General features: G+C 62.7%; 22 protein-coding genes. 13 read left to right on the forward strand and 9 right to left on the reverse strand.

Annotated features, from left to right (window positions below; genetic code table 11):
- The first annotated feature begins 51 nt into the window (after positions 1–51).
- The gene (locus tag G4Y73_RS04390; RefSeq protein WP_164229835.1) at positions 52–1,002 is read left to right on the forward strand and encodes a DUF1684 domain-containing protein; all 951 of its coding nucleotides are present in this window, start codon (positions 52–54) and stop codon (positions 1,000–1,002) included.
- A 184-nt stretch (positions 1,003–1,186) separates the two neighbouring features.
- On the opposite strand, the gene G4Y73_RS04395 is transcribed toward G4Y73_RS04390, so the two are convergent.
- The 5 genes from G4Y73_RS04395 to pspA form a co-directional block, all read right to left on the reverse strand.
- Entirely contained in the window at positions 1,187–1,969 is a 783-nt protein-coding gene (locus tag G4Y73_RS04395) for an enoyl-CoA hydratase-related protein (protein WP_164229838.1), read from the reverse strand.
- Positions 1,970–2,202: 233 nt separating this feature from the next.
- Entirely contained in the window at positions 2,203–2,445 is a 243-nt protein-coding gene (locus tag G4Y73_RS04400) for a hypothetical protein (protein WP_164229841.1), read from the reverse strand.
- 30 nt (positions 2,446–2,475) lie between these two features.
- Complete coding sequence (pspC, locus tag G4Y73_RS04405; protein ID WP_164229844.1) at positions 2,476–2,871, reverse strand: envelope stress response membrane protein PspC; 396 nt, start codon at positions 2,869–2,871, stop codon at positions 2,476–2,478.
- Complete coding sequence (gene pspB / locus G4Y73_RS04410) at positions 2,868–3,095, reverse strand: envelope stress response membrane protein PspB (protein WP_164229846.1); 228 nt, start codon at positions 3,093–3,095, stop codon at positions 2,868–2,870. The genes pspC and pspB overlap by 4 nt, the downstream gene beginning before the upstream one ends.
- A 6-nt stretch (positions 3,096–3,101) precedes the next feature.
- Positions 3,102–3,767 carry a phage shock protein PspA gene (gene pspA / locus G4Y73_RS04415; RefSeq protein WP_164229849.1) on the reverse strand — a complete coding sequence of 222 codons (666 nt, stop codon included), beginning with the start codon at positions 3,765–3,767 and terminating at the stop codon, positions 3,102–3,104.
- Positions 3,768–4,084: 317 nt separating this feature from the next.
- Here pspA and G4Y73_RS04420 point away from each other — a divergent pair, with 317 nt between their 5' ends.
- From G4Y73_RS04420 to G4Y73_RS04430, 3 genes are read left to right on the forward strand one after another with little or no spacing between them, the layout of a single operon-like run.
- Positions 4,085–4,813 carry an FKBP-type peptidyl-prolyl cis-trans isomerase gene (locus G4Y73_RS04420; protein ID WP_164229852.1) on the forward strand — a complete coding sequence of 243 codons (729 nt, stop codon included), beginning with the start codon at positions 4,085–4,087 and terminating at the stop codon, positions 4,811–4,813.
- A gap of 5 nt (positions 4,814–4,818) precedes the next feature.
- A complete protein-coding gene (locus G4Y73_RS04425) occupies positions 4,819–5,019 on the forward strand; it encodes a DUF1289 domain-containing protein (RefSeq protein ID WP_164229854.1) in 201 nt (66 codons plus the stop codon).
- Complete coding sequence (locus tag G4Y73_RS04430; protein ID WP_164229857.1) at positions 5,009–5,611, forward strand: CoA pyrophosphatase; 603 nt, start codon at positions 5,009–5,011, stop codon at positions 5,609–5,611. The genes G4Y73_RS04425 and G4Y73_RS04430 overlap by 11 nt, the downstream gene beginning before the upstream one ends.
- 55 nt (positions 5,612–5,666) lie before the next feature.
- On the opposite strand, the gene G4Y73_RS04435 is transcribed toward G4Y73_RS04430, so the two are convergent.
- Positions 5,667–6,095: a copper chaperone PCu(A)C gene (locus G4Y73_RS04435; protein WP_164229860.1), complete on the reverse strand. Its 429-nt coding sequence runs from the start codon at positions 6,093–6,095 to the stop codon at positions 5,667–5,669.
- Between the two features lie 118 nt (positions 6,096–6,213).
- Here G4Y73_RS04435 and G4Y73_RS04440 point away from each other — a divergent pair, with 118 nt between their 5' ends.
- Complete coding sequence (locus tag G4Y73_RS04440; protein WP_164229864.1) at positions 6,214–6,969, forward strand: enoyl-CoA hydratase/isomerase family protein; 756 nt, start codon at positions 6,214–6,216, stop codon at positions 6,967–6,969.
- Positions 6,970–7,045: 76 nt separating this feature from the next.
- The gene (locus G4Y73_RS04445; RefSeq protein ID WP_164229867.1) at positions 7,046–7,360 is read left to right on the forward strand and encodes a hypothetical protein; all 315 of its coding nucleotides are present in this window, start codon (positions 7,046–7,048) and stop codon (positions 7,358–7,360) included.
- 15 nt (positions 7,361–7,375) lie between these two features.
- Here the strand turns inward: G4Y73_RS04445 and G4Y73_RS04450 are convergent, their stop codons facing one another.
- A complete protein-coding gene (locus tag G4Y73_RS04450; protein WP_164229869.1) occupies positions 7,376–7,774 on the reverse strand; it encodes a thioesterase family protein in 399 nt (132 codons plus the stop codon).
- Positions 7,775–8,028: 254 nt separating this feature from the next.
- Positions 8,029–10,905 (reverse strand): excinuclease ABC subunit UvrA, encoded by a 2,877-nt coding sequence (uvrA, locus tag G4Y73_RS04455; RefSeq protein WP_164229871.1) that lies wholly within the window; start codon positions 10,903–10,905, stop codon positions 8,029–8,031.
- A gap of 370 nt (positions 10,906–11,275) precedes the next feature.
- Between uvrA and rplU the strand changes: the two genes are divergently transcribed.
- The 4 genes from rplU (at position 11,276) to G4Y73_RS04475 (ending at position 14,856) form a co-directional block, all read left to right on the forward strand.
- Positions 11,276–11,587 carry a 50S ribosomal protein L21 gene (gene rplU, locus G4Y73_RS04460; protein WP_164229873.1) on the forward strand — a complete coding sequence of 104 codons (312 nt, stop codon included), beginning with the start codon at positions 11,276–11,278 and terminating at the stop codon, positions 11,585–11,587.
- Between the two features lie 3 nt (positions 11,588–11,590).
- Complete coding sequence (gene rpmA / locus G4Y73_RS04465; protein WP_164229876.1) at positions 11,591–11,851, forward strand: 50S ribosomal protein L27; 261 nt, start codon at positions 11,591–11,593, stop codon at positions 11,849–11,851.
- 309 nt (positions 11,852–12,160) lie between these two features.
- Complete coding sequence (cgtA, locus tag G4Y73_RS04470; protein ID WP_164229878.1) at positions 12,161–13,210, forward strand: Obg family GTPase CgtA; 1,050 nt, start codon at positions 12,161–12,163, stop codon at positions 13,208–13,210.
- Between the two features lie 53 nt (positions 13,211–13,263).
- Positions 13,264–14,856 carry a DUF4139 domain-containing protein gene (locus tag G4Y73_RS04475; protein WP_164229880.1) on the forward strand — a complete coding sequence of 531 codons (1,593 nt, stop codon included), beginning with the start codon at positions 13,264–13,266 and terminating at the stop codon, positions 14,854–14,856.
- 13 nt (positions 14,857–14,869) lie between these two features.
- On the opposite strand, the gene wecB is transcribed toward G4Y73_RS04475, so the two are convergent.
- Positions 14,870–16,306 (reverse strand): UDP-N-acetylglucosamine 2-epimerase (non-hydrolyzing), encoded by a 1,437-nt coding sequence (gene wecB, locus G4Y73_RS04480; RefSeq protein WP_240451129.1) that lies wholly within the window; start codon positions 16,304–16,306, stop codon positions 14,870–14,872.
- Here wecB and G4Y73_RS04485 point away from each other — a divergent pair.
- The 3 genes from G4Y73_RS04485 to G4Y73_RS04495 are packed head-to-tail and all read left to right on the forward strand — an operon-like array spanning position 16,282 to position 22,402.
- Positions 16,282–18,480, forward strand: a complete 2,199-nt coding sequence (locus G4Y73_RS04485; RefSeq protein ID WP_164229882.1) for a glycosyl transferase family protein — start codon at positions 16,282–16,284, stop codon at positions 18,478–18,480. The genes wecB and G4Y73_RS04485 overlap by 25 nt on opposite strands.
- On the forward strand, positions 18,477–21,548 hold the full coding sequence (locus G4Y73_RS04490) for a tetratricopeptide repeat protein (protein ID WP_164229884.1): 3,072 nt from the start codon (positions 18,477–18,479) through the stop codon (positions 21,546–21,548). The genes G4Y73_RS04485 and G4Y73_RS04490 overlap by 4 nt, the downstream gene beginning before the upstream one ends.
- The gene (locus G4Y73_RS04495) at positions 21,542–22,402 is read left to right on the forward strand and encodes a DUF4434 domain-containing protein (protein WP_164229886.1); all 861 of its coding nucleotides are present in this window, start codon (positions 21,542–21,544) and stop codon (positions 22,400–22,402) included. Before G4Y73_RS04490 ends, G4Y73_RS04495 begins: the two co-directional genes overlap by 7 nt.
- The last annotated feature ends 64 nt before the right edge of the window (positions 22,403–22,466 follow it).

Here is a 22,466-nt window from a genome sequence, read left to right on the forward strand (position 1 = left end):
AATGACCAAAATTCAAATGATCGAAATGTATGAGGTGCTGCTTTCATGCCGATGAACAGGTTTGACAGAGTGGTTTCCGGCGCGCTCACCATGCTGGCGGGCAGCTTGCTGCTCGCAGGTTGCGCAATCGATTCCGAGCGGCCGGCAAGTGAAGCGTCGGCGTCCGCCGAGCAGCAGTGGCGGGCCGAGACGATGGACTGGCGGCAGCGTCGCTACGATCGCCTGACCGAAGCTTACGGATGGCTCAGCCTGGTCGGGCTCGATTTCGTCGGCGATGGTCGCTGGCAGATCGGCACCGACGATGCTTCGGATCTCGTCATGCCGGCCGGTCCGGAAGACTGGGGTGTGCTGGTCATCGACGGAACGCGCGCCCGCTTCGAGCCGTCCAGCGATGCGGTCAGCGTCGATGGTCGCCCCGGCGTCCCGGGTCTGTTGGTCCAGCCTGGCCGCGACGAGCCGGTCTGGGTGCAAGCCGAGGACGTACGTTTCCAGATCATCGAGCGCAATGGCCGCCTGGCGGTGCGTACGCGTTGGCCGCGCGCCGAAACGCTGACCGAATTCAAGGGCCTGGACTATTTCCCCTTCAACCCGGACTGGCGGGTGGAGGCGCGCTTCGAGTACCACCCGCCGGGCACCACCATAGCGATCGGCAGCGTGCTCGGTGACGTCCTCCAGGAGCCTAATCTGGGCGCCGCGGTGTTCGAGCACGAAGGCGAAACCTACCGGCTTGAGGCGGTGGCTGATGAGGACGACGAAGAACTGTTCTTCATCCTCGCCGATCGCACCACTGGCCGCGAAACCTACGGCGCGGGTCGCATGCTTTACGCGCCCATGCCCGACGAGAATGACCGCACCGTGCTCGATTTCAACCGCGCCTACAACCCGCCGTGCACCTTCACGGAGTACTCCACCTGCCCGCTGCCGCCACCGGAGAACCGCCTCGACGTGCGAATCACCGCGGGCGAGAAAGACTATGCGGGAGAGTCTGGCTATCTCCAGTAGCTGTTGGGCTCACGCAGAGCCGCGGAGCCGCAGAGTACGCAGAGAAAAAGAAAGAAAGAAAGAAAAAGGGCGGTGATGATCATCGCACTGCATCTCTCTGCTCATTCCCCGGCTTTTTTGAATCTCTTCTTTACTCTGCGCACTCAGCGACTCTGCGGCTCTGCGTGAGGAGTAAAGAAACGCCTCAACGCCCTCTAAATTCGGGTTTGCGTTTTTCGAGAAAGGCGCTGGTGCCTTCCTGCATGTCCTCGGTGGCGCAGCACAGCGCGAAGCGCGCGGTTTCCAGGGCCAGGGCCGTGTTCATGTCGGTATCGGCGCCCTGGTTGATGGCCTGCAGGATGCCGCGCACGGCTTCGGGCGCTGCCTGGGCCAGTTGATCGGCCAGTTCCTTCACGCTGGCCGCCAGCGCATCCGGTTCGACCACACGATTGACGATACCCAGCGCTTCGGCGCGTTCGGCCGTGATCGGTTCGCCGGTCAGGGCCATCTCGAGCGCACGGGTTGTGCCGGCCAGACGCAGCAGGCGCTGGGTGCCGCCGAAGCCGGGCATGATGCCGAGCTTGATTTCGGGCAGGCCGAGCCGGGCATTGTTCGAAGCGATTCGGAGATGGCAGCCCAGAGCCAGCTCCATGCCGCCGCCCAGGGCAAAGCCGTTGACCGCGGCGATGACCGGCTTGTCGAAGTTCTGGATCAGGGCCATCAGGTTCTGCCCCATGGCCGAAAACGCGCGCGCCTCGATCGCGCTCTGCTGGCGAATTTCGCCGATGTCGGCACCGGCAACGAAGGCTTTCTCACCGCTGCCGGTAATGACGATGACCCGAACGGCTTCGTCACCGTGCGCTTCGATCATGGCCTGCTGGAGTTCCAGCAGGGTCTGCCGGTTGAGCGCATTGAGCTTGTCGGGGCGGTTGACGGTGATCGTCCGTACCGCGTCGCGGTCGGCGACAAGGAGGTTCTCGTAGGGCATGGGGGCTTCCGGTTGGGGAAGTGCTTATTGTAGCGTCGGGGCTGGCGGCGTGTGCCTTTGTTAGCTGGTTGGCTTGTTTGCTAGTTTGCTGGTTCGGCGACTGGTTGCATTGCGGGGCGGCTTTGCCGCGAAAGGGTTGCCGGTATCGGAAACTATTGCCGAACCAGCCAACCAGCCAACCAGCCAACCGAACACCGGCGTTTTGTAAAAAATGATTGGGTCAGACGATCACGTTAGCCTGCACTTACTACCCGCATGATCAACCACCCCGCCAACCCCAGCGTTGCCATTCCGGCGAGCAGCAGAAGGATTCCCGGCGCCATCGGCGCCATCTCCGCCAGCAAGGCGCTGGCGTGGGGCAGGGCGGTGGACAGGCAGTCGAGGTTGGCCAGGGCTTCGACGAGGCCGCTGCCGATTCCGGCCAGGGCGGCCGGAATCAGTAACAGCAGGGCGATCAGGCTCAGGAGGAAGTGCATGGGAGATCCTTCGAGCGTGGCCTCGTCCGCCTAGTCGCGCAATTCGCGATCGATGCGGTATTCGCTGGATGTCAGCCAGGCCTCCATGCGCTGCAGGCGCTTGTCAAGCTCACGGAAGCGCTGGTTGAGGCGGCTCACGCCGTCCTTCGGCCCGCGCCGAACTTCCTGCCAGAAGGCCTCGTCACGCTTGTCGCGGTAGAGGTTGATCGGGCGTTTCGGCACCAGGATCCACAGCACGATGTAGCCGATCACCATCACCGGCGTAAAGGGAATGGCCAGCAGCACGGTGATAACACGCAGTGCCGTCAGGTTGAATCCGGTCCAGTCGGCGATGCCGGCACAGACGCCGCCCAGAATGCCGCGCTCCTTGTTGCGGTACAGGCGATTGCGACTGGGTTGTTCGTATTCCTCGTAGTGGCGGTTCATGTGCGGCTTCTCCAGTTCGGGCTATCGTCGTCGAGGATGCGCTCCAGGGTGTGGATGCGCTCCTCCATCTTGCGTGCCGTGTCGTGCAGGTCTTCGAGCAGGGCTTCGTCCTTGCTGTTGAGGCTTCGGTTGGCTGAATTGCGTGTGGCGTAGTGCAGGATCAGCCAGATGGGCGCCACGATCACCATGAAGATGATCAGGGGTACGAAGACGATGTCACTCATCGTTACTTACTCCTTGTTGCGGCGCGACTTGAGTTCGGTCAGGGCCTCCTCGACCCGTTCATCGCGCTCGAGCTGTTCGAACTCCGAGTTCAGCGACCGGCCTTTTCGGCCCATGTCCAGTGCTTCGGCCTCGGACTCGATCCGTTCGATGCGTTCCTCAGCGGCGTCGAAGCGGTAGAGCATCTCGTCGATCTTGCCGTTGTGGACGTGCTTCTTGGCCTTGAGCTGATGGTTGGCCGAGCGGTGACGCATGACCAGGGCGCGCTGGCGGTTGCGTGCATCGGTGAGCTTGGCCTGCAGCTTGCCGATGTTCTCGTCGTACTTGGCCAGCTGCTCCTCGTACTGCTCGAGTTCTTCGGTGAGATAGCCGATACGGTCGGCGAGTGCGGTTTTTTCGGCCAGGGCTGCGCGGGCCAGGTCCTCGCGGTCCTTCTCCAGTGCTAGTTCGGCCTTGCGCTCCCACTCGATCTGCTGCTGCTGCAGGCGCTTGAGCAAGCGCATGCGCTCCTTCTTCTCGGCAATGCACTTGGCCGTGGCCGAGCGGATCTCGACGAGAGTGTCTTCCATTTCCTGAATCATCAGGCGGATCATCTTCTCGGGGTCTTCAGCTTTTTCCAGGGCCGAGTTGAGATTGGCATTGATGATGTCGCCCATGCGGGAAAAGATGCCCATTGTTGTCTCCTGTGCGTTAATGATTGGACCTGCCCTCAAGTAGCAAGCGCCGTGCCAGGTGGATTCCCACAATAAAATCAACAACCTGCATTTCTCGGGTTGGCGGATTGGGTAAATAATGCCGGATAATAGGTGAAAAATACCATCTATTTGGCGCAGGGAACCGCTCCAGGATGGCGGTGTCAATGAAGGCGAACGAGTCGGGTGTTGCGACGTCCGGCGGCCCGGAGCCAGCGTAGTCAGCGCCCGGGTGGTCGGGTACAATGTCGCCCTTTCGACTTGACCCGCAATAACGACTTTCCATTATCGGAGGCAACATGCAAAAGCGTTTCGTCGTCGCGGCACTGGCCGCGACACTGGCCCTGCCGGCCCTGGCTCAGGACCTCGAAAGCGAGCCCGGCAAGCTGGGCTACTCGATCGGCTACGAGTTCGGCGCCGAGCTCAACAGCTATGACATCGACATTGATCTGGAAGCCATTTTCCAGGCGGTGCGCGATGCCTACAACGAGCAGGAACCTCGCGTCGAAGTGAACGAGATGCGTGAGCGCATGACGGCCTTGCAGGAGAAGCTTCGCCAGGAGCGAATGGAAGCCTTCGAGGCGATGGCCGAGGAAAACCAGGCCAAGGCTGAGGAGTTCCTGGCCGAGAATCGAAGCAAGAACGGCATTGTTGCGCTGCCCAGCGGTGTGCAGTACCGCGTCATCGAGGAAGGTAGCGGCGGTCGGCCGAGCCTGGATGACTGGGTCACCGTCCACTATCGCGGCTCCAAGGTCAACGGCCGGGAATTCGATAGCTCCTTTGCCCGCGGCGTGCCGGCCGTCTTCCAGGTCAACTCGGTCATCGAGGGCTGGCAGGAAGTGCTGCCGCTGATGAAGGAAGGCGCCGAATGGCAGGTCTTCCTGCCGCCGGAGCTGGCCTTCGGTGTGCGCGGCGATCCGCCGATCATTGGCCCCAATGAGGCCCTGCGCTTCGACATCAAGCTGGTGCAGCTCGGTCAGCCGGAAGACTTCGACGAGAGTCAGGCTCAGCCGCCCGCTGGTCAGTAAGCCCCATGAGTGAGCCGGCCGGGTCGATTCCGAACATCGAATCACCCTGCATCGGGACCTGCACGCTGGGTCCCGCCGGGCTCTGCGTCGGCTGTTTCCGGTCGGCGGCGGAAATCGCCGCCTGGCTGGCCTACTCCGACGACGAACGCAGCGCGATCATGCGCGAGCTGCCGGAACGGGCCCGGCGCCTGTTTGATGAAGCCTGAAAATGCGCTGCCGCCGGAATGGCTGGCAGCGCAGCTTCATTCGCCCGACACTCCCCACGAGTCCCTGCCTGTAGGCGGATTTCGTCCTGCCCACGATCGCTGGCAGCCGCGGCCGGCTGCAGTGCTGGTTCCGATCGTGCACTGGCCGGAGCCGGCCATTGTCCTGACCGTGCGCAGCCGCAAGCTGTCCCTGCATGCCGGCCAGGTCGCTTTGCCCGGCGGCGGTCGCGCCTCGGCTGAGGCCTTTCCATTAGGCACCGCACTGCGTGAGACTCACGAGGAAATCGGCGTTGGTCCCGACTTGGTCGCAGTGCACGGCCTGCTCGACTGTTACGACACCATCACCGGTTACCGCATCGTGCCGGTCGTGGCGAGCATCGACAGCGACTCTCGCCTGCGTGCCTGCCCCGACGAGGTCGACGAGATCTTCACCCTGCCACTGTCGGTGGCCCTCGATCCCGGGCAGTACCGTCATCATCGCGTCGTGCGCGACGGCCATGCCCACGACCTGGTCTCCATGCCCCATCCGCGCTGGCTGATCTGGGGCGCGACCGCCGCCATCCTGCACCAGCTTTGCCAAAAACTCTCCTGAGTGCGCCCGCAGCTGCAAGATTGCCCCCGTGCAGGGTTTTTCAGAGGCTCCCCATTCAACGTTGCCTGACTTCGGCGGAGTAGGCGTGGCGCTCGCCTCCGGCATCGATCAGTTCGATTTCGATGGTGTCTCCGGCCGTCAGGCGCTGGCGTGGTTCGAACAGCATCAGGTGCAGGCCGCGCGGCGCCAGTTCGACGGTCTCGCCAGCTGGCACGATGAGCGTTTCGAGCCGGCGCATGCGCATCATGCCCTCGTTCATGCTCATCGTGTGGAACTCGACGCGGGCGAATTGCGGACTGTTACCGGCGACCAGTTCGATGTCGCGGTCGCCGGAGTTTCTGATCGTGACGAAGCCGGCCATGGTGCGGCCGGGCGGGGCCTCCGGCGACCAGGCTTCACTGAAGCTCAAGTCGGTCGTATCTCCGGCACTCAGGCCGGTGGCGAAAAGCAGGCAGGCCAGCAGCGTGGGCAGTCGTGTCGGCATGGATTGCGATCCGGCTCAGGTGGATAAGCATTATCTCATATTCGCCCGGGGTGCCGCCCCACACCCGGCTCCGTAACGGTACACTCGGCATCTGGACCCCCACGCGAGCGATTCCGCCATGATCGAACACCGCCAGCACCCCGACGGGGTGGTCGAGCTCGAACTCAATCGGCCGCCGGTCAACGCCCTCAACCCGGCCCTGGTTGCCGCCCTCGACGAGGCGATCGTGCAGGCGATCGACGATGGCGCCGGCGCGATTGTCATTTCCGGCCGTGAAGGTCTGTTTTCGGCCGGGCTGGACGTGCCTGAGCTGCTCACGCTCGATGAGTCGGGCATGCGCGAGTTCTGGCAGGCTTTCTTCGGTCTGCTCCAGCGCGTGGCCCAGAGCCCGGTACCGGTGGTCGCGGCGCTGACCGGACACAGCCCGGCCGGCGGCACCGTGATCGCGCTGTTTGCCGACTACCGCGTCCAGGCCGAAGGCGACTTCCAGCTTGGGCTCAACGAGGTCCAGGTCGGCCTGGTGGTGCCGCCTGCCATTCACCAGGCCCTGGTGCGCCTGATCGGCACCTATCCGGCCGAACGTCACCTCGTGGCCGGCGACATGATTCCCGCCGCAGAGGCGTTCGAGCTGGGTCTGGTCGACGAGCTCGCCCCACCTGACCAGGTGGTCGCACGCGCCGTTGCATGGTGCCGCGGCCTGCTCAAGCTTCCCGCACACTCCATGCTGGCTACCCGCAAGCTCTGCCGGGCCGATCTGATCGGCCTGTTCGAGACCGACGAGCCGCTCGATATCGACAGCTTCGTCCAGGGCTGGTTCGACGAACAGACCCAGGCTACGCTCAAGGCCCTGGTGGCCCGGCTGCGCGAAAAGTGACATTGCCGGCGCGGCGCGGGAGGGCTATGCTGGACTGACCTGTTCAGTCCGGGCCGAGCCGCCCGGGAGGTGCGTGATGAGTCAGGCCCAGTCCGATGATCGCCGGCGCTATCTGCGCTACCCGCCGGATGAAACCGAAATCGTCCTGTTCCAGTTTTCCAGCACGGTCCCCAGCGAAGAAGTGTTCGAGCCGGAAACCGCCGGCCTGGTGTGCGAGGAATCGCACGGCGGCCTGCGCGTCATCGCGCTGGCACGCGGTCCGATCAATACGGTCGAAAAAGGTGCCCGCTGCGTGGTGCAGGTCGCCAAGCTGGGCCTTCAGGCCGCCGAAATCCGCTGGATGGAAGAGATCGACGAAGACGTCGTCAAGTTTGGCGTCGAGTTCAGCTAGCGTTCTTCGGGGTCCCTAACCCAATTCCCGAATGCAGCCGGGCAGGGGCACCGGCTCGCCCTTCTTCTTGTCGATCCACACCAGGGTGCAGCTGGCGTCGGCATAGACTGTCGCATTGCCGCCGTCCTTCGGGATGGAACGAATTTCGTGTTCGAGCTTGATCGAGGAGCGACCCGGTGACAGGGGCTTGAGCGTGACCTCGATGTTCTCGGGCCAGTACATCGGCCGCCGGAAATTGATGTTGATGTTCGCCACCACCGGCCCGGTCTCGCCCTCCTGCCAGCGACTGGGCACCGATTCCATCCACTGCGCCCGACAGTCCTCGAGGAACCGCAGGTAGACCACGTTACTGACGTGGCCGAAGGAATCCATGTCGCCCCAGCGGGTGGGGAGTCTGATTTTGAATTCGGACATTGGGGGCTTCCGGTTGGTGATGCGGCAAATTGTAGCGCCGGGGCTGGCGGCGTGGGACTCTGTTGGCTGGTTCGCTTGTTTGCTGGTTGGCTGGTTCGGCAACTGGGACTATTGGTGGGCGGCTGGGCCGCGAAGGTTCGGGAGACGCATCGTAGGCCAGTCTCCTCCAGCAATCTCGCGGCGTAGCCGCCCCGCAAATCCAGGGGGAGCCGAACCAGCCAACCAGCTAACCAGCGAACTAGCCAACAACGGCTTCAAGCCGACTTCTTCCGCTTGCGTTTGATCCCCAACACATCCGCCAAATACTCCCCCGTCCAAGACCCCTCCGTGCGGGCGATTTCCTCGGGGGTGCCGGTGGCGATGATCTGTCCGCCGCGCTCGCCGCCCTCGGGGCCGAGATCGACGATCCAGTCGGCGGTCTTGATCACGTCCAGGTTGTGCTCGATCACGACCACCGTGTTGCCTTCGTCGCGCAGGCGGTGCAGTACCTCCAGCAGGTGCTTGATGTCGTGAAAGTGCAATCCCGTGGTGGGTTCGTCGAGGATGTAGAGCGTGTTGCCGGTATCGCGCTTGGACAACTCGCGCGCCAGCTTGATGCGCTGGGCCTCGCCGCCCGACAGGGTGGTCGCGCTCTGACCGAGCTGGATGTAGCTCAAGCCCACATCCATCAGGGTCTGGAGCTTGCGCGCCACCGCCGGCACCGGCTGGAAGAACTCGAGCGCGTCCTCGACCGTCATCTTGAGCACCTCGTGGATGCTCTTGCCCTTGTAGGTTACCGACAGGGTCTCGCGGTTGTAGCGCTTGCCGCCGCAGACGTCGCAGGGCACGAAGATGTCGGGCAGGAAGTGCATTTCGACGCGGATCACGCCGTCGCCCTGGCAGGCCTCGCAACGCCCGCCCTTGACGTTGAACGAGAAGCGGCCCGGCTTGTAGCCGCGGGCGCGGGCTTCCTGGGTGCCGGCAAACAGCTCACGGATGGGCGTGAACATGCCGGTGTAGGTGGCCGGGTTGGAGCGCGGCGTGCGGCCGATCGGGCTCTGGTCGATGTCGACCACCTTGTCGAACAGTTCCAGCCCGGAATGGCCGGTGTGCGGTGACGGCGTTTCTGAAGCGCTGTTGAGTTCGCGTGCCAGCAACTTGTAGAGCGTGTCGTTGATCAGCGTCGACTTGCCCGAGCCCGATACGCCGGTCACGCACACGAACAGGCTGGCGGGCAGTTCCAGATCCACCGATTTGAGATTGTTGCCGGTTGCGCCCTCGATCCGGAACAGGCGCTTGCGGTCGGGCTTGTGGCGTTTCTTGGGCACCGCGATTTCCCGGCGACCGGACAGGTAGTCGCCGGTGAGCGATTCCTCGCAGTCGACCAGGCCTTCGGGCGTGCCGTTGTAGACGATCCGTCCGCCGTGCACGCCCGGTCCGGGGCCGAGATCGACCACGTGGTCGGCCGAGCGGATCGCTTCTTCGTCATGCTCGACCACGATCACCGTGTTGCCCAGATCGCGCAGGCGGAACAGGGTTTCGAGCAACCGGGCGTTGTCGCGCTGGTGCAGTCCGATGGACGGCTCGTCGAGCACGTACATCACGCCCACCAGGCCGGCGCCGATCTGGCTGGCCAGGCGGATGCGCTGGGCCTCGCCGCCGGAGAGCGTATCGGCCTGGCGATCCAGGGTCAGGTAGTCCAGCCCGACGTTGACCAGGAACTGCAATCGCTCGCGCACCTCTTTCAGGATCCGTCCGGCGATCTCGCCGCGCCAGCCGCCGAGTTCCACCCGCTCGAAGAATTCCAGACACCGTTCCACCGACCAGCTCGAAATTTCCGGTAGCGACTGGTCGGCAATGAAGACATGCCGCGCGGCCCGGCCCAGGCGCTGGCCGTGACACTCCGGGCAGGCACGCGTGGAGATGTAGCGCGACAGTTCTTCGCGCACGATGCGCGAGTCGGTCTCGCGGTAGCGCTTCTCCAGGTTGGGGATGATGCCCACGAACGGATGCTTGCGCGTCTGCGTGCCGCGTTCGGACAGGTAGCGGAAGGCGATCTTTTCCGTGCCGCTGCCGAACAGGATGACCTGCCGCAGCTTTTCGGGCAATTCGCCGAAGGGGGTTTCGATGTCGAAGCCGTAATGCTTGGCCAGCGACTGGATCAACTGGAAGTAGTAGGCATTGCGTCGGTCCCAGCCGCGGATCGCGCCGCCGGCCAGCGACAGTTCGCGGTTGGCCACCACCCGCTCGGGGTCGAAATACTGTTTCACGCCCAGGCCGTCGCAGGTCTCGCAGGCGCCGTTGGGGTTGTTGAAGGAGAACATGCGCGGCTCGAGTTCCGGCAGGCTGTAATCGCACACCGGGCAGGCATAGCGGGCCGAGAAAAGCATCTCTTCGAATTCGTCGTCGGCATCCGCCGAGTCGGAGTCCGGGCCCGGCATCGGCGCGATCATCGCCAGGTTGTCGGCCAGGGCCAGCGCGGTCTCGAAGCTTTCAGCCAGGCGCTGAGCCTGATCCTCACGCACGCGGAAGCGATCGACCACCGCCTCGATGGTATGTTTTCTCCTGAGTTCGAGGCTGGGCAGATCGTCGTCGAGGTCGATCACCCGGCCGTTGACGCGGGCGCGCACGAAGCCCTGGGCGCGCAATTCCTGCAGCACCTGCACGTGTTCGCCCTTGCGGTTGCGCACAATCGGTGCGAGCAGCATCAGCTTCGTGCCCTCGGGCAAGTTGAGCACCGTGTCGACCATCTCCGAGACGGTCTGGGCGTCGAGCTCCTCGGCGTGGTCGGGGCAGCGCGGCGTGCCCACGCGGGCGTACATCAGGCGCAGGTAGTCGTGGATCTCGGTGACCGTGCCCACGGTCGAGCGCGGGTTGTGGCTGGCTGCCTTCTGCTCGATCGAGATGGCCGGCGACAAACCTTCGATGTGGTCGACGTCGGGTTTTTCCATCATCGACAGGAACTGCCGGGCGTAGGCCGACAGCGACTCGACGTAGCGCCGCTGGCCCTCGGCATAGATGGTGTCGAAGGCGAGCGAGGACTTGCCCGAGCCCGACAGCCCGGTAAACACGATCAGCCGGTCGCGGGGCAGTTCGATATCGACATTGGCCAGGTTGTGGGTGCGCGCGCCGCGGACGCTGATCGACTTCATTGCTCACTGCCGGAAATGAAAGACAAGCCTGCTAATATATCGCGCCTACTGTGATCGGCGCAAAGCAAACCTCGATTTCGGGGGTGGAGTCTGGCGGGAGCATGTATGGAACCGCAGATTTCGCAGATTAGCGCAGATTTTTCTGGAGTTTGCCCTGCCTTCGAGACTGCACAGCCGGTAACCATGGACGCTTGGCGTAATGCCGCCGAAAATTCGCTTGTTCAAATAATCTGTGTCAATCTGCGAAATCTGCGGTTTCAAGAACCCGGTCTCGACGACAGGCAGTGAGGGGCGGGTTTGCGTTGACTGGCGCTTACCGGTCCGGTAGAATTCCCGCTCTTTACTGGCGAGTTCTTGCGGAGAGTCATCCATGTACGCGGTATTTTCCACCGGCGGCAAGCAGTACCGGGCCTCTGAAGGCGACGTTCTGCGCGTCGAAAAACTGGACGCCGAGAAGGGCGCTACGGTCGAGATCGACCAGGTCCTGATGGTCGGCGAAGGCGACGATGTGCGTGTCGGTACCCCGAACGTTGAGGGCGGCAAGGTCACCGCCGAGGTGGTCGACCACGGTCGCGGCGACAAGATCCGCATCATCAAATTCAAGCGGCGCAAGCACCACATGAAGCAGATGGGTCACCGCCAGTACTACACCGACATCAAGATCACCGGAATCGAGGGCTAAGCAATGGCTCATAAAAAGGCAGGCGGCTCCACTCGTAACGGCCGCGACTCCAATCCGAAATACCTGGGTGTAAAGCGCTACGGTGGCGAAGCCGTTGCGGCCGGCAACATCCTGGTGCGTCAGCGCGGCACCCGCTTCCATGCCGGTGCCAACGTCGGCGTGGGCCGCGACCACACCCTGTTCGCTCTGGCCGACGGCAAGGTCAAGTTCGTGCAACGCGGCAAGCCGCTGCGCAAGTTCGTGACGGTCGAGCCGGCCGAGTAAGCGAAAAGACTTAGCATTCCGTCCCAAACCGGATGCCGAGACGGCCCCGCCTTTGTGCGGGGCTTTTTCGTATGTGGTGCCTGGTTCCTTAAAATCTTTGGAACGCAAAGCAGCGAAGCAGCAAAGAACGCGAAGAAAAACAAATAAATATAATTCAGAATGTGTATGGAGCCCAGGCCGCTGCCGCCTCAGCTTTTCTATCTCTGATTAATTCACTTTGCGTTCTTTGCTGCTTCGCTGCTTTGCGTTTTAAAGGTTTTGAATTTTCCCTTATCTGCCGCACCCCGCTTGAACGAGTAGACTGCCAGCATGAAATTTGTCGACGAAGCATCCATTCGCGTCACGGCCGGTAACGGCGGGCACGGCTGTGTCAGTTTTCGGCGCGAGAAGTACATTCCCAAGGGCGGCCCCGATGGGGGTGACGGCGGGGACGGCGGGGATGTCTGGCTGGAGGGTGATTCCGGGCTGAATACCCTGGCGGATTTTCGCCATGCGCGGCATTTCAAGGCGAAAAACGGTCAGCCCGGAGCGGGGCGGCAGCGTACCGGCAAGTCAGCCGACGATGTGGTCGTGCGCGTGCCGCTGGGCAGTATCGTTCGCGCTGCCGAAACCGACGAGCTGATCGGCGAGGTGCTCGAGCATGGCCAGCGCCTGCTGGTCGCGCGCGGCGGTCACGGTGGCCGCGGCAATATCCACTTCAAGTCGTCGACCAACCGCACACCGCGCCAGTCCTCCCCGGGCACGCCCGGTGAAGAGCGCGATCTGCATCTCGAGTTGAAGGTGCTGGCCGACGTCGGCCTGCTCGGATTCCCCAACGCCGGCAAGTCGACCCTGATCAGCGCGGTCTCCGCCGCCCGGCCCAAGGTGGCGGATTATCCGTTCACCACCATGCACCCGAATCTCGGCGTGGTCAGCCTCGAACCCGGCCGCAGTTTCGTCATTGCCGATATTCCCGGCCTGATCGAGGGCGCGGCCGAAGGGGCGGGGCTGGGGATCCAGTTCCTCAAGCACCTGCAGCGCACGGGCCTGTTGCTGCACCTGGTCGAAATCGCGCCGGTCGACGGCAGTGAGCCGGCCGACCAAGTCCGCGCGCTCGAGCGCGAGCTGGCCCGGTTCGATGCTGAACTGGCCGAGCGCGAGCGCTGGCTGGTGCTGACCAAGATCGACCAGCTCGACGATGAACTTGCAGCCGAGGTGTCGACCGAGATCATCGACGCACTTGACTGGCAGGCGCCGTGGTACGCGGTCTCTTCGGTCGCGCACAAGGGGCTGGACAGGCTGACCGGCGACGTGATGAACTATCTCGAGGAGCGGGGACGAGAGGAGGCCGAAAGCGGGGCCGTCGCTTCAGAGGACTGAACCCCGGCCCCTGAGGTTCGTCAAACCCCCTGTCACGTCACCGGAGAAGAACAATGACCAGAATTGTACTGGTGCTCATTTCCCTGGGCTGGCTGATCCCGGCCTCGGCCACGATCGAGTCGGTCACCGTCTTTCCCGACCGCGCCACCGTTACCCGCGTGATCGACGCGCGCGTCGATGCCGGCTCCGGCGAAATTGTTCAGGACGGCCTGCCCCTGGGCCTTTCGCGCGACAGCCTGCGCATTTCGGCCAGTGGGCCCGAGGGCCTGCGCCTGGGCGGCTATCGGCTCGAGACCGTGCGCGGTAGCGAGCGGGTCAGCGAGCGTGCCCGCGAACTCGAGGATCGCCTGCAGGAACTGCGCGACGGGCGCGATGCCATCGACGACGCCATTCGTGCCCGCGAAATGCAGGTGACCCTGCTGCAGTCCCTGGCAGGCGGCGCCGGGCAGGGCGAAGGGCGGCCGGCCATCGATGGCTGGGAGAACGCACTCCAGACGATTGGTTCTGGCGCCGAGGAAGTACTGACGGCGCGCCGCCAGCTCCACCTCGATCGGCGCGAGCTGCAGAGCGAAATCGAGCGCCTCGAGCGCGAACTCAGCGACCTCGGTCAAAACCAGCAGGACACGCAGTCGCTCCATCTCGACTACGCCAGTGCTGCCAGCGGCGCGGCCCGCGTCACGATTGAATACACCGTGTCGGGTGCAGCCTGGCGCCCGATCTACGAATGGCGCCTCGATACCGATGCCGGTAACCTGGAAATCGTGCAGTTTGCCGAAGTCCGCCAGCGCACGGGCGAGGACTGGTCTGATGCCGAATTGAGCCTGTCCCTGGCACGGCCTTCCGCCGGCGGCCGCCTGCCGGAGCTTCAGCCCTGGTGGGTCGATGTCTTCGAACCACCCAAGGAAGAACGCCTGGAGCGCGCGCGTGCGGCCGGCCAGCAGATGGACATGGCCATGGCGGAGTCGGCCGCCGCACCACCACCCGAAGCCGCCTGGGACACGGCAGATCTGATTGGCAGCGAATACACCCAGGCCTGGCAGGTCGCTGGCCGGGTCGACGTCGCCACCGATAACCAGCCCCACCGTTTCAACCTGGCCGACCACGCCCTGGATGTGAGCCTGAGTGCACGCACCGTGCCGCGCCGGCAGCCGACCGCCTGGCTTTACGCCGAGGGCGAATTCGACGGCGAAGCGCCGCTGCCGCCTGGCATGGCCACGCTCTACCAGGACGATACCCTGGTCGGACAGGTGCGCTTCGGCGGTGTCGCACCCGGCGGCGAACTGGCTTCCAGTTTCGGCGTGGACGACCGCATCACGGTCGAACACGAATTGCTCGAGGACGAACGCGCCACCGAAGGCATGATTCGCAAGTCCACCGTTCTGACGCGCAGCTACCGCATCAGCGTCACCAGCGGCCACGCCCGGGCGATCGATTTGACCGTACTCGACCAGATGCCGGTCTCGCGCGACGAGCGCATCGAAGTGAGCCTGACGGATGCCACCACACCGCCGGACGAACGCGATGTCGACGACAAGCCCGGCGTACTCGCCTGGGAGCGCGAACTCGCCCCCGGCGATGAGGAAGTCCTGACCATCGGCTATCGCCTGACCTTCCCGGAGGATCTCGAAGGCGTTCAGGGCTGGTAAAAGGTCATTAAAGTTAGTTGGTTGCTGGATCCGGTGCGTCCAGGTTCGCGCCGAAAAACAGCCTGATATGACTGACAATGCGTTCCGCTGCCCGCCCGTCACCGAACGGGTTGTTCACCCTGGCCATGGACTGGTAGGCGTCATCGTCGTCGAGTAAGGAAGCCGTCATTTCGACGATCTGTCCGGTGTCGGTGCCTACAAGTCTGGCGGTTCCGGCTTTGATCGCTTCGGGTCGCTCGGTGGTTTCCCTCAGGACCAGGACAGGCTTGCCTAGGCTGGGCGCCTCTTCTTGCAGGCCCCCGGAGTCGGTCAGCAACAGGTGGCAGCGCTGGATGGCGCCGATCAGACCTGGATAGGAGAGAGGCTCGACCAGAAAGGCGCGGGGATGTTGGCCCAGCGCTTTCTCGATCGGTTGCCGGACCCGAAGATTGCGGTGAAGCGGCAATACGATACGAAGATCGGGATACCGATCGAGCAAAATCGAGAAGGCGCGCAGGATGGAATCAATTCTCGCGCCCCAATTCTCCCGGCGGTGCACCGTGGCGAGAATGACGCGCCCCACGTCCCAGTCGAGACCCTCCACGGGACATTCCGGCCTGGTCGCAGCGGTCTGGAACAGTGCATCGACCACGGTGTTGCCGGTTTTGATGATCCGCCCTTCTATGCCGCTGGACTTCAGGTTGACGACGGCCTCGTCCGTGGGGGCAAAGTTGATTGTGGCCAATTGCGAAATCAGTCGGCGATTCATTTCCTCCGGAAACGGATCCTGCGCTGTGTTGGTGCGCAGCCCGGCCTCCACGTGAGCCACGGGGATGTGCATGTAGAAAGCAGTCAGTGCTCCGGCGAATGCGGTCGTGGTATCTCCCTGAACCACGACGAGATCCGGTTTTGCCGACTCGAGAGCCTGACTCAGCCCGTCAATGCTGCGACTGGCGATATCGGTCAGGCTCTGGTCGCGTTGCATGATGGCGAGGTCCTGGTCGGGCGTGAGCCCGAAATGCTGCATCACCTGTTCCACCATTTCACGGTGTTGGCCGGTCAACAGGACGATTGCCCTGCAGTCGCGGTGCTTTTCCAGCTCATGAATGACCGGAGCCAGTTTGATGGCTTCCGGGCGCGTCCCGATGATGATTGCAATACGAAGTTGGGGCATGGCCCGGCGGCACCTGAGAATGTCTCGTCCGAAGCCCGAGACGATGCCCGCAAGCCGGTTGGGAGTCAAGACAGGCGCGGCTTGTGTCGAGGGCGTCCGACGTGGACAAACGTTGTTTTCCCGTCTAGAATCGTTCCATGTGATGCACATCACAAAGTCGAGAAGGGGTTCTCTTTTTGGGCTTTCAGGAGCCCGTATGTAACCGCACCAGCTTCCACCCGGGATGCAGGCTGACAGGCCGTCGATGCCGGTAACAAAGGGGTACGCGAAAGATGCAATGGGTTGACCTGGTGGCAACGTATCTGTTTGCCCTCAAGTACATAACCATATTGACCGCCATCCTTCTCGCGATTCTGAGCCTGGATGACCTGTTCATCGACCTGGTTTACTGGGGCCGCCGGATCTGGAGAAGTCTCACCGTATATCGACGTTTTCAGCGTGCTGGCACGGGGTCCCTGCTGGACGCGCCACAGAAACCCATTGCACTCATGATCCCTGCGTGGCAAGAGGCCGAAGTCATCGGTGAGATGATCGACGCTGCCGGGCGATCGATCAACTACGAGAACTACCATATCGTGGTCGGCACCTATCCGAACGACTCCGAAACCCAGGCGGTGGTCGAAAAACTTGCGCATCGCCATCCGACGGTGCACAAGGTCATATGTGCGCGTCCCGGTCCGACCAGCAAGGCTGATTGTCTCAACAACGTGGTCGCCAGAATCTTCGAGCTCGAAGATGAACTTGGTATCCGCTTTGAAGGGTTCGTGCTCCACGATGCCGAAGATGTCATTCCGCCGATGGAGTTGCGGGTTTTCAACCACCTTCTGGATCAGAAGGATCTCATCCAGATTCCAGTCTACCCGTTGCCGCGCTCGCTTCATCAGTTTACCGGTGGGCACTACATCGATGAATTCGCAGAACAGCACGCCAAGGATGTCGTGATCAGGGAGGCGCTGGCTGGACAGGTTCCCAGTGCCGGTGTCGGAACGTGCTTCAGTCGACGTGCCCTGTTGAGTCTGATGCGCGAACAGGATGCCCTTCCTTTCGATACGCAATCGCTGACCGAAGACTATGACATCGCTATTCGTCTGGCCCGCAAGGGGATGAAGGAGGTCTTCGTTCGCTTTCCCAGCTCACGTCGAGATCGAGATGATGAACTGGAAGCAACGGTGGTGGCGGTCCGGGAGTATTTCCCGGATCGCTTCATGGCAGCTGTTCGCCAGAAGTCCCGCTGGATAACCGGCATTGTGTTCCAGGGTTCGAGCAGTCTTCGCTGGGGCGGCTCGTTCTGGCTGAACTACTTTCTGTGGCGCGACCGCCGCGGCCTGCTAGCGCACCCGGTCTCCTTTCTGGCGACCTTTCTTCTGTTCAATGTCGCAATATTATGGGCGTATGAGCTTGTAAGTAATGATCCCTACAGATTCCTGAGCATGTTTGCAGACGATCAGGTCCTGGTCGTGCTCTTGTGGCTCAATGGGTTCCTTCTTCTCAATCGTTTATTGCACCGCATATATTTTGTAACCACGCAGTACGGCCTTGTTCAGGGCCTGATGTCAGGCCCACGGATGCTCTGGAGTAACGTGATCAATTTCGCAGCCACGTGCCGGGCATCCTGGCTGTTCCTGACAGCAAAGCAGCGCAGGGGAATGGACTGGGACAAGACCCTTCACGAATTTCCTGAACTTGAGAAGACCGTTCATACGGGTGCTTTGGGAGAAGCGGCAGTGGCCCGAGGAATGCTTGCCGAGGCCGAGCTCAATCATGCCTTGACGGAACGTCGCCCGGTCGAGCGGCTAGGGCAGACTCTGTTGCGGCTGGAACTGATTTCTCCGGATGACCTGGCGCTGTTGCTTGCCGAACAGGCGGGCGTTGAGAACGAGCCATTCGATCCGCGCAACGTCACGCCCGAGCAACGCGAGCTTCTGGCGAAAGGGGTCGCCCGAAAATACGGCGTCTTTCCGCTGAGGCGTGAAACGGACGGGACTCTGGTCGTGGCCCGTGAGACTGCCCTGTTACCTGTTCAGTTGCAGGGGCTGCAGCGTCGCGTCGGCTCGCCGGTACGTTTCGTGATTGTGCCTCAGGGCACGGTTACAACCGCTCTGCGAATGTACTGCAGTGACAAACCGCAGGAAGCCCCGTTCTCCTTACTTGAAAAGGCCGTGGAGAAGGGACAGTTGAGCCGCAGCAGCGCGGAAAGGGTCTGGGAAGATTACGTGCACCGGCAGGTTCTGTTGGGCGACATCCTGCTGGGCACTCACACTATCCAGTCGGGGGCGTTGTACCAGGCGCTGCTGGAATTCGAGGATTCCGATCTGCCCCTTGGTCAATATCTGGTTCAGAAAGGATACTTGAGCGAACAAGCACTCGAGGAGGGCCTGGCGGTTCAGAGCCATTTCCAGCCGACGATGCGGCAATTGCTGGCGGAGGCGGACGTGGACTTGTCAGTCCTGCAGTCGGAGGAACAACCATGAAAGTCTGTTCCCTGGTCCTGTGCTCTGTTCTGGTCTGTTCATTGACGCCGATTCCCGAGCCGGTTCAGGCGCGCCAGTCCAGCGAGGAGTCGACGGAGTATCCAAGAGTTCTCGATGGTCTGGGCGAACTGGCGCGACATCGTGCCTATCCATACGTGGAACGAGCGCAGCGCGCAGTCGCCGAGGGCGAACTGGAAGTTGCAATCGAACACTGGCGTGCGGCACTGGAGCGGGCACAAGGCCATGTGCCGATCATCCGGGCACTGGCCGAGGCCTTGTTGGCCGCAGACCGTCCCGCGGCGGCCGATGAATTGCTCGAATCCGCTCCGGAGGACGATGGACTGCAAGCACTCAAGCAACAGGCGAGACTCGAATGGCTTGCGGACGGCGAAGATCCGCCGTCGGTCGAGCGCTGGTTGGCATGGCTGGCATCCGCCTCGACCAGTGATGCCCGGGCGCTGATCGACGGCTATGCCTTTTCCGACGGAGAAGATCTGGATCTCGAAGGCAAGTTGACCCGACTCAGCCGCGTTCCCTGTCCGGGCAACGGTTGCATTCATGCAATCGAGCGACGCGTCGTCATGGCAGAGTCGGCCGGCGAATGGGCCCATGTCATCGATGCCCTGCAGCAGCTCAAGGCGTATCGGAGCTGGGCGAGTGAAGACCGGGTCCGGGCCGTTTCCGCCTGGATCGCCCAGGGTGAATGGCGGGAGATGGAACAATGGCTGCTGGAAGAGCAATCGGCCCAGTATCCCGAACTGATCAGGATGGCGATCCAGAATGCCATCGGCCAGTCCGAATGGGAAGTGGCTCGCCGGCTACTGGAGGCGCTGGAGGTCAATTATGGATTGCGCGCGGATGAAGCCAGTCAGCTGGAACAGGTCTACGCTGAACTGGGTGAATTGGAGCGGGCTGCGGAACTGATTCGCACGCGCGGGGAGTGCCTCCGCGCAGTCGCGCAGTTGATCGAGGCCGGGCTGGCTGAGAAAGCTCATGAATGGCTGGGAGATTGCAAACCCAGGCCAGCCGAGGTCTGGCTTGATCTGGCCGTCGAGCTCGAGGCAGTGGACCTTCTGATTGATCAGCGGTTTGATCAGTCCGGGCCGGAGGGAAGAAGGATCGAGGCGGTCGCGGTGCTCTTGCAGCGCCGTGGAGAAGATGAGGAACTGATCAGGCTGTTTCACGACTCTCAGCATCCGGTCGCCCGGGAATACCTGCTGGCTGCGCTGGAGCGTCAAGAGCATTACGAGCAAGCCGCAGAAATTGTCCGGAACCGGTATCAGTCGACAGGATCCCGGAAGGATCTCGAACGCGCGAGCTACTTCTACCTGCTTGCTGACGAACGCAAGAAGGCTGCCCGCCTGTTGGTCGAGTCGGCGCCGTTTGGCGACGATGAACTGGGCCGACAACTGTCCCGGCGTTTGCTTACCTTGTATCCCCTGCCGGAAGTCGATCCAGGGGCAGCAGCTGCCGTTCGGGTTGTTGCGAATACCAGCGATCCGGATCTGCGAATCGATGGCGCCAATACCTTGCATTCCACCGGTCGCTGCGCGGATGTCCGTGACCTGGATCTAGTTCCCTCGGGTCCGCGGGCCGGTAAGGTTCACCAGCTGCTTGGGTTCTGCCTGCAGCAGGAAGCGCCGGGACTTGCCGTGCATCACTTTGGTCAGGCCGATCGCCTGGGCATTGCTCGAGCACGCGGTCCATTGGCCGTTTCCCTGTTTGAATCCGGCAGACCGGAGGAAGCGCTGGACGTCCTGGAACGGCTCGAATCCGATGGGAGGCTGGCTCCGGAGCAATACCGGCTGAAGGTGGAAGCGGCGCTCGAGGCAGGCCGGTATTCGACCGCTGCCGAAGCGCATGCGCAACTCGGTGACCAGAAGGATGACCGCCAGTGGTGGTCGATGCGCGCCAGAATTGCCCAGGGCCTGGGTCAGTTCAAGCAGGCCTTGCAGTGGTGGACAATCGTGGAGGAACGTTGGCACTCGGCCGAAGCCACGTTCCAGATCGGGGTGCTTCATCACGAAATGGGAGATTTTGAAGCCGCAGCGAATGCGCTGGGTCGCGCAGTTGAAAGGGATCCGGACAATGCGAAATATCTCTCCGAACATGCCTATGCCCTGGAACGCTTGGACTCCAGGCAGTCCGTGGCGGTGTTCGAGCAGGCGCTGCGCCACGAACCCTGGCGGTTCGAACTGCACGAGCAACTCGGATACGTTCATGCCCGGCTGAAGCAAGGCGAGCCGGCCCGGGCAGCGTTTCGTCAGGCCATCGATCGGCTGCGCCCCGAATTGCCGCCGCCCGACCTTGACCCCCAGGAGACGCGCAAGCGCTCATATCTGGTTCGGCGCAGCCACGAAGTGCTGGGACGGCGCTGGCGGGTCGAGTTCAGCGCTTGGGCGGCAACGGACAGTGTTCCCGGCGAATTCTTCCTCGCGGAGGATCCGCCGAGAAACTACGCCAACCTGATCGTTGATCGCCAGCTCGGAGCCGATTCCGGCCTGGGCAGCATTCACGCCCGCGCCCGGTTGATCGGGCAGGGCGGTTCCGATGATCCGTTTTCCGATCGCGCCGTGACCCTGGGCATGACCTGGCACCTGCCGCTCGGTAAGACCGTTGTCGGAGTCGATTGGCTCGAGCCCGAGAATGGCACTGGGGAGATTCTGGTGCACGCGGCTTCGGAGTGGCTGAGCGACGGAAAATACCGGCGTGACTGGCGTCCGGAGACCCCATCCTGGCAGGAGAGACGATTCTATGTCGAGGGCGCCTGGTGGGCCCGAAGCGATGCGTATCTCGTGTCGGCCAGATTCGACCATGCCTGGCACTTTGCTGTTGACGACTGGCGGGCAACCAGCTGGTATCCGTATCTGCTGGCCGAGTCCCGGTTGGTTCGTAGCGGTCACGATGTGCGTGTCGGAGCGGGAATCGGCCTCCGAAAATGGTCCGGGGAGAGTCGCTACGACGCCCACAAGCGCGTTCACAGTCTGCGCCTGGAGTTCCAGCACGCGGTCGAAACCAATATTGCCGATCGAAACGGCGTTTTCCTGCGCCTGGAGAGTGCATGGTGAAACGTTTGAAGCGAACAATTCCGATGGTCGCATTGCTGGTCATGCTGGCTGCACCCGCGTGGGGCGCTACCGTGTTCTATCAGCCGCAGTCGCGCGATTCAGGCCTTGGGCCAGCCCAGTGGAGTGCGATCTGGGAAGACCTGAAGCGGCAGGGGCACGATGGGCTGGTCGTGCAGTGGACCCGATTCAACGACGAAGACTTTGGCGGCTCGACGGGATGGTTGGCACAAGTCATCGACTCGGCCATGGAAGCCGGACTGGAAACCCACATCGGCTTGTATTGGAACGATGCCTGGTTGGACAGCCTGCTTGCAGACGAGTCCGCGTGGGGCGACCGGCTCAATCTCATGCTGCAGCGCAACCTCGACACGGCCCACAACTGGCGCCACCTGGTCGTGAGGAAGGAGTTTGCCGGCTGGTATTTGCCGCTGGAGCTGCCCGATCGGGGTCTGCACGACGCGGACAGGCGCGCCCTGCTGACGCGCCAGGTGGCGCTCCTTGCCGGGGCTCTCGATGGTCCGCTGGCCGTAAGCAGCTACTTCACCGGTTTCCAGTTGCCCCGGGACTATGCCGGGTGGCTGGAAGCGCTCGCCGAAGAGGCAGGCGTCACGCTGTGGGTCCAGGACGGCGCCGGGGTCAAGCGGCTCACCAGTCGCGAACGCGCCCTGTATCTCGAGTTGCTCGACTGCCGGATCGGGATCATTCGGGAGGCCTTTGAACAGACCAGCGCACCCGAAGAATCGTTCTCCGCCAGGCCTGGGGCTCCGGAAGCGGCCGTGAATGTGGCAGATTGTCATGAGACACTGCTCTTTTCGCTGCGCTACATCGCAGCCGGGAATGCGCTTCCGCTCTGAGTGGAAGAAACCGCTTCGCCAACGAAAAAGCCGCGCTCGGTGGCGCGGCTTTTTCATATTCAGC

The sequence above is a fragment of the Wenzhouxiangella sp. XN201 genome, assembly GCF_011008905.1.
Taxonomy (GTDB): domain Bacteria; phylum Pseudomonadota; class Gammaproteobacteria; order Xanthomonadales; family Wenzhouxiangellaceae; genus Wenzhouxiangella.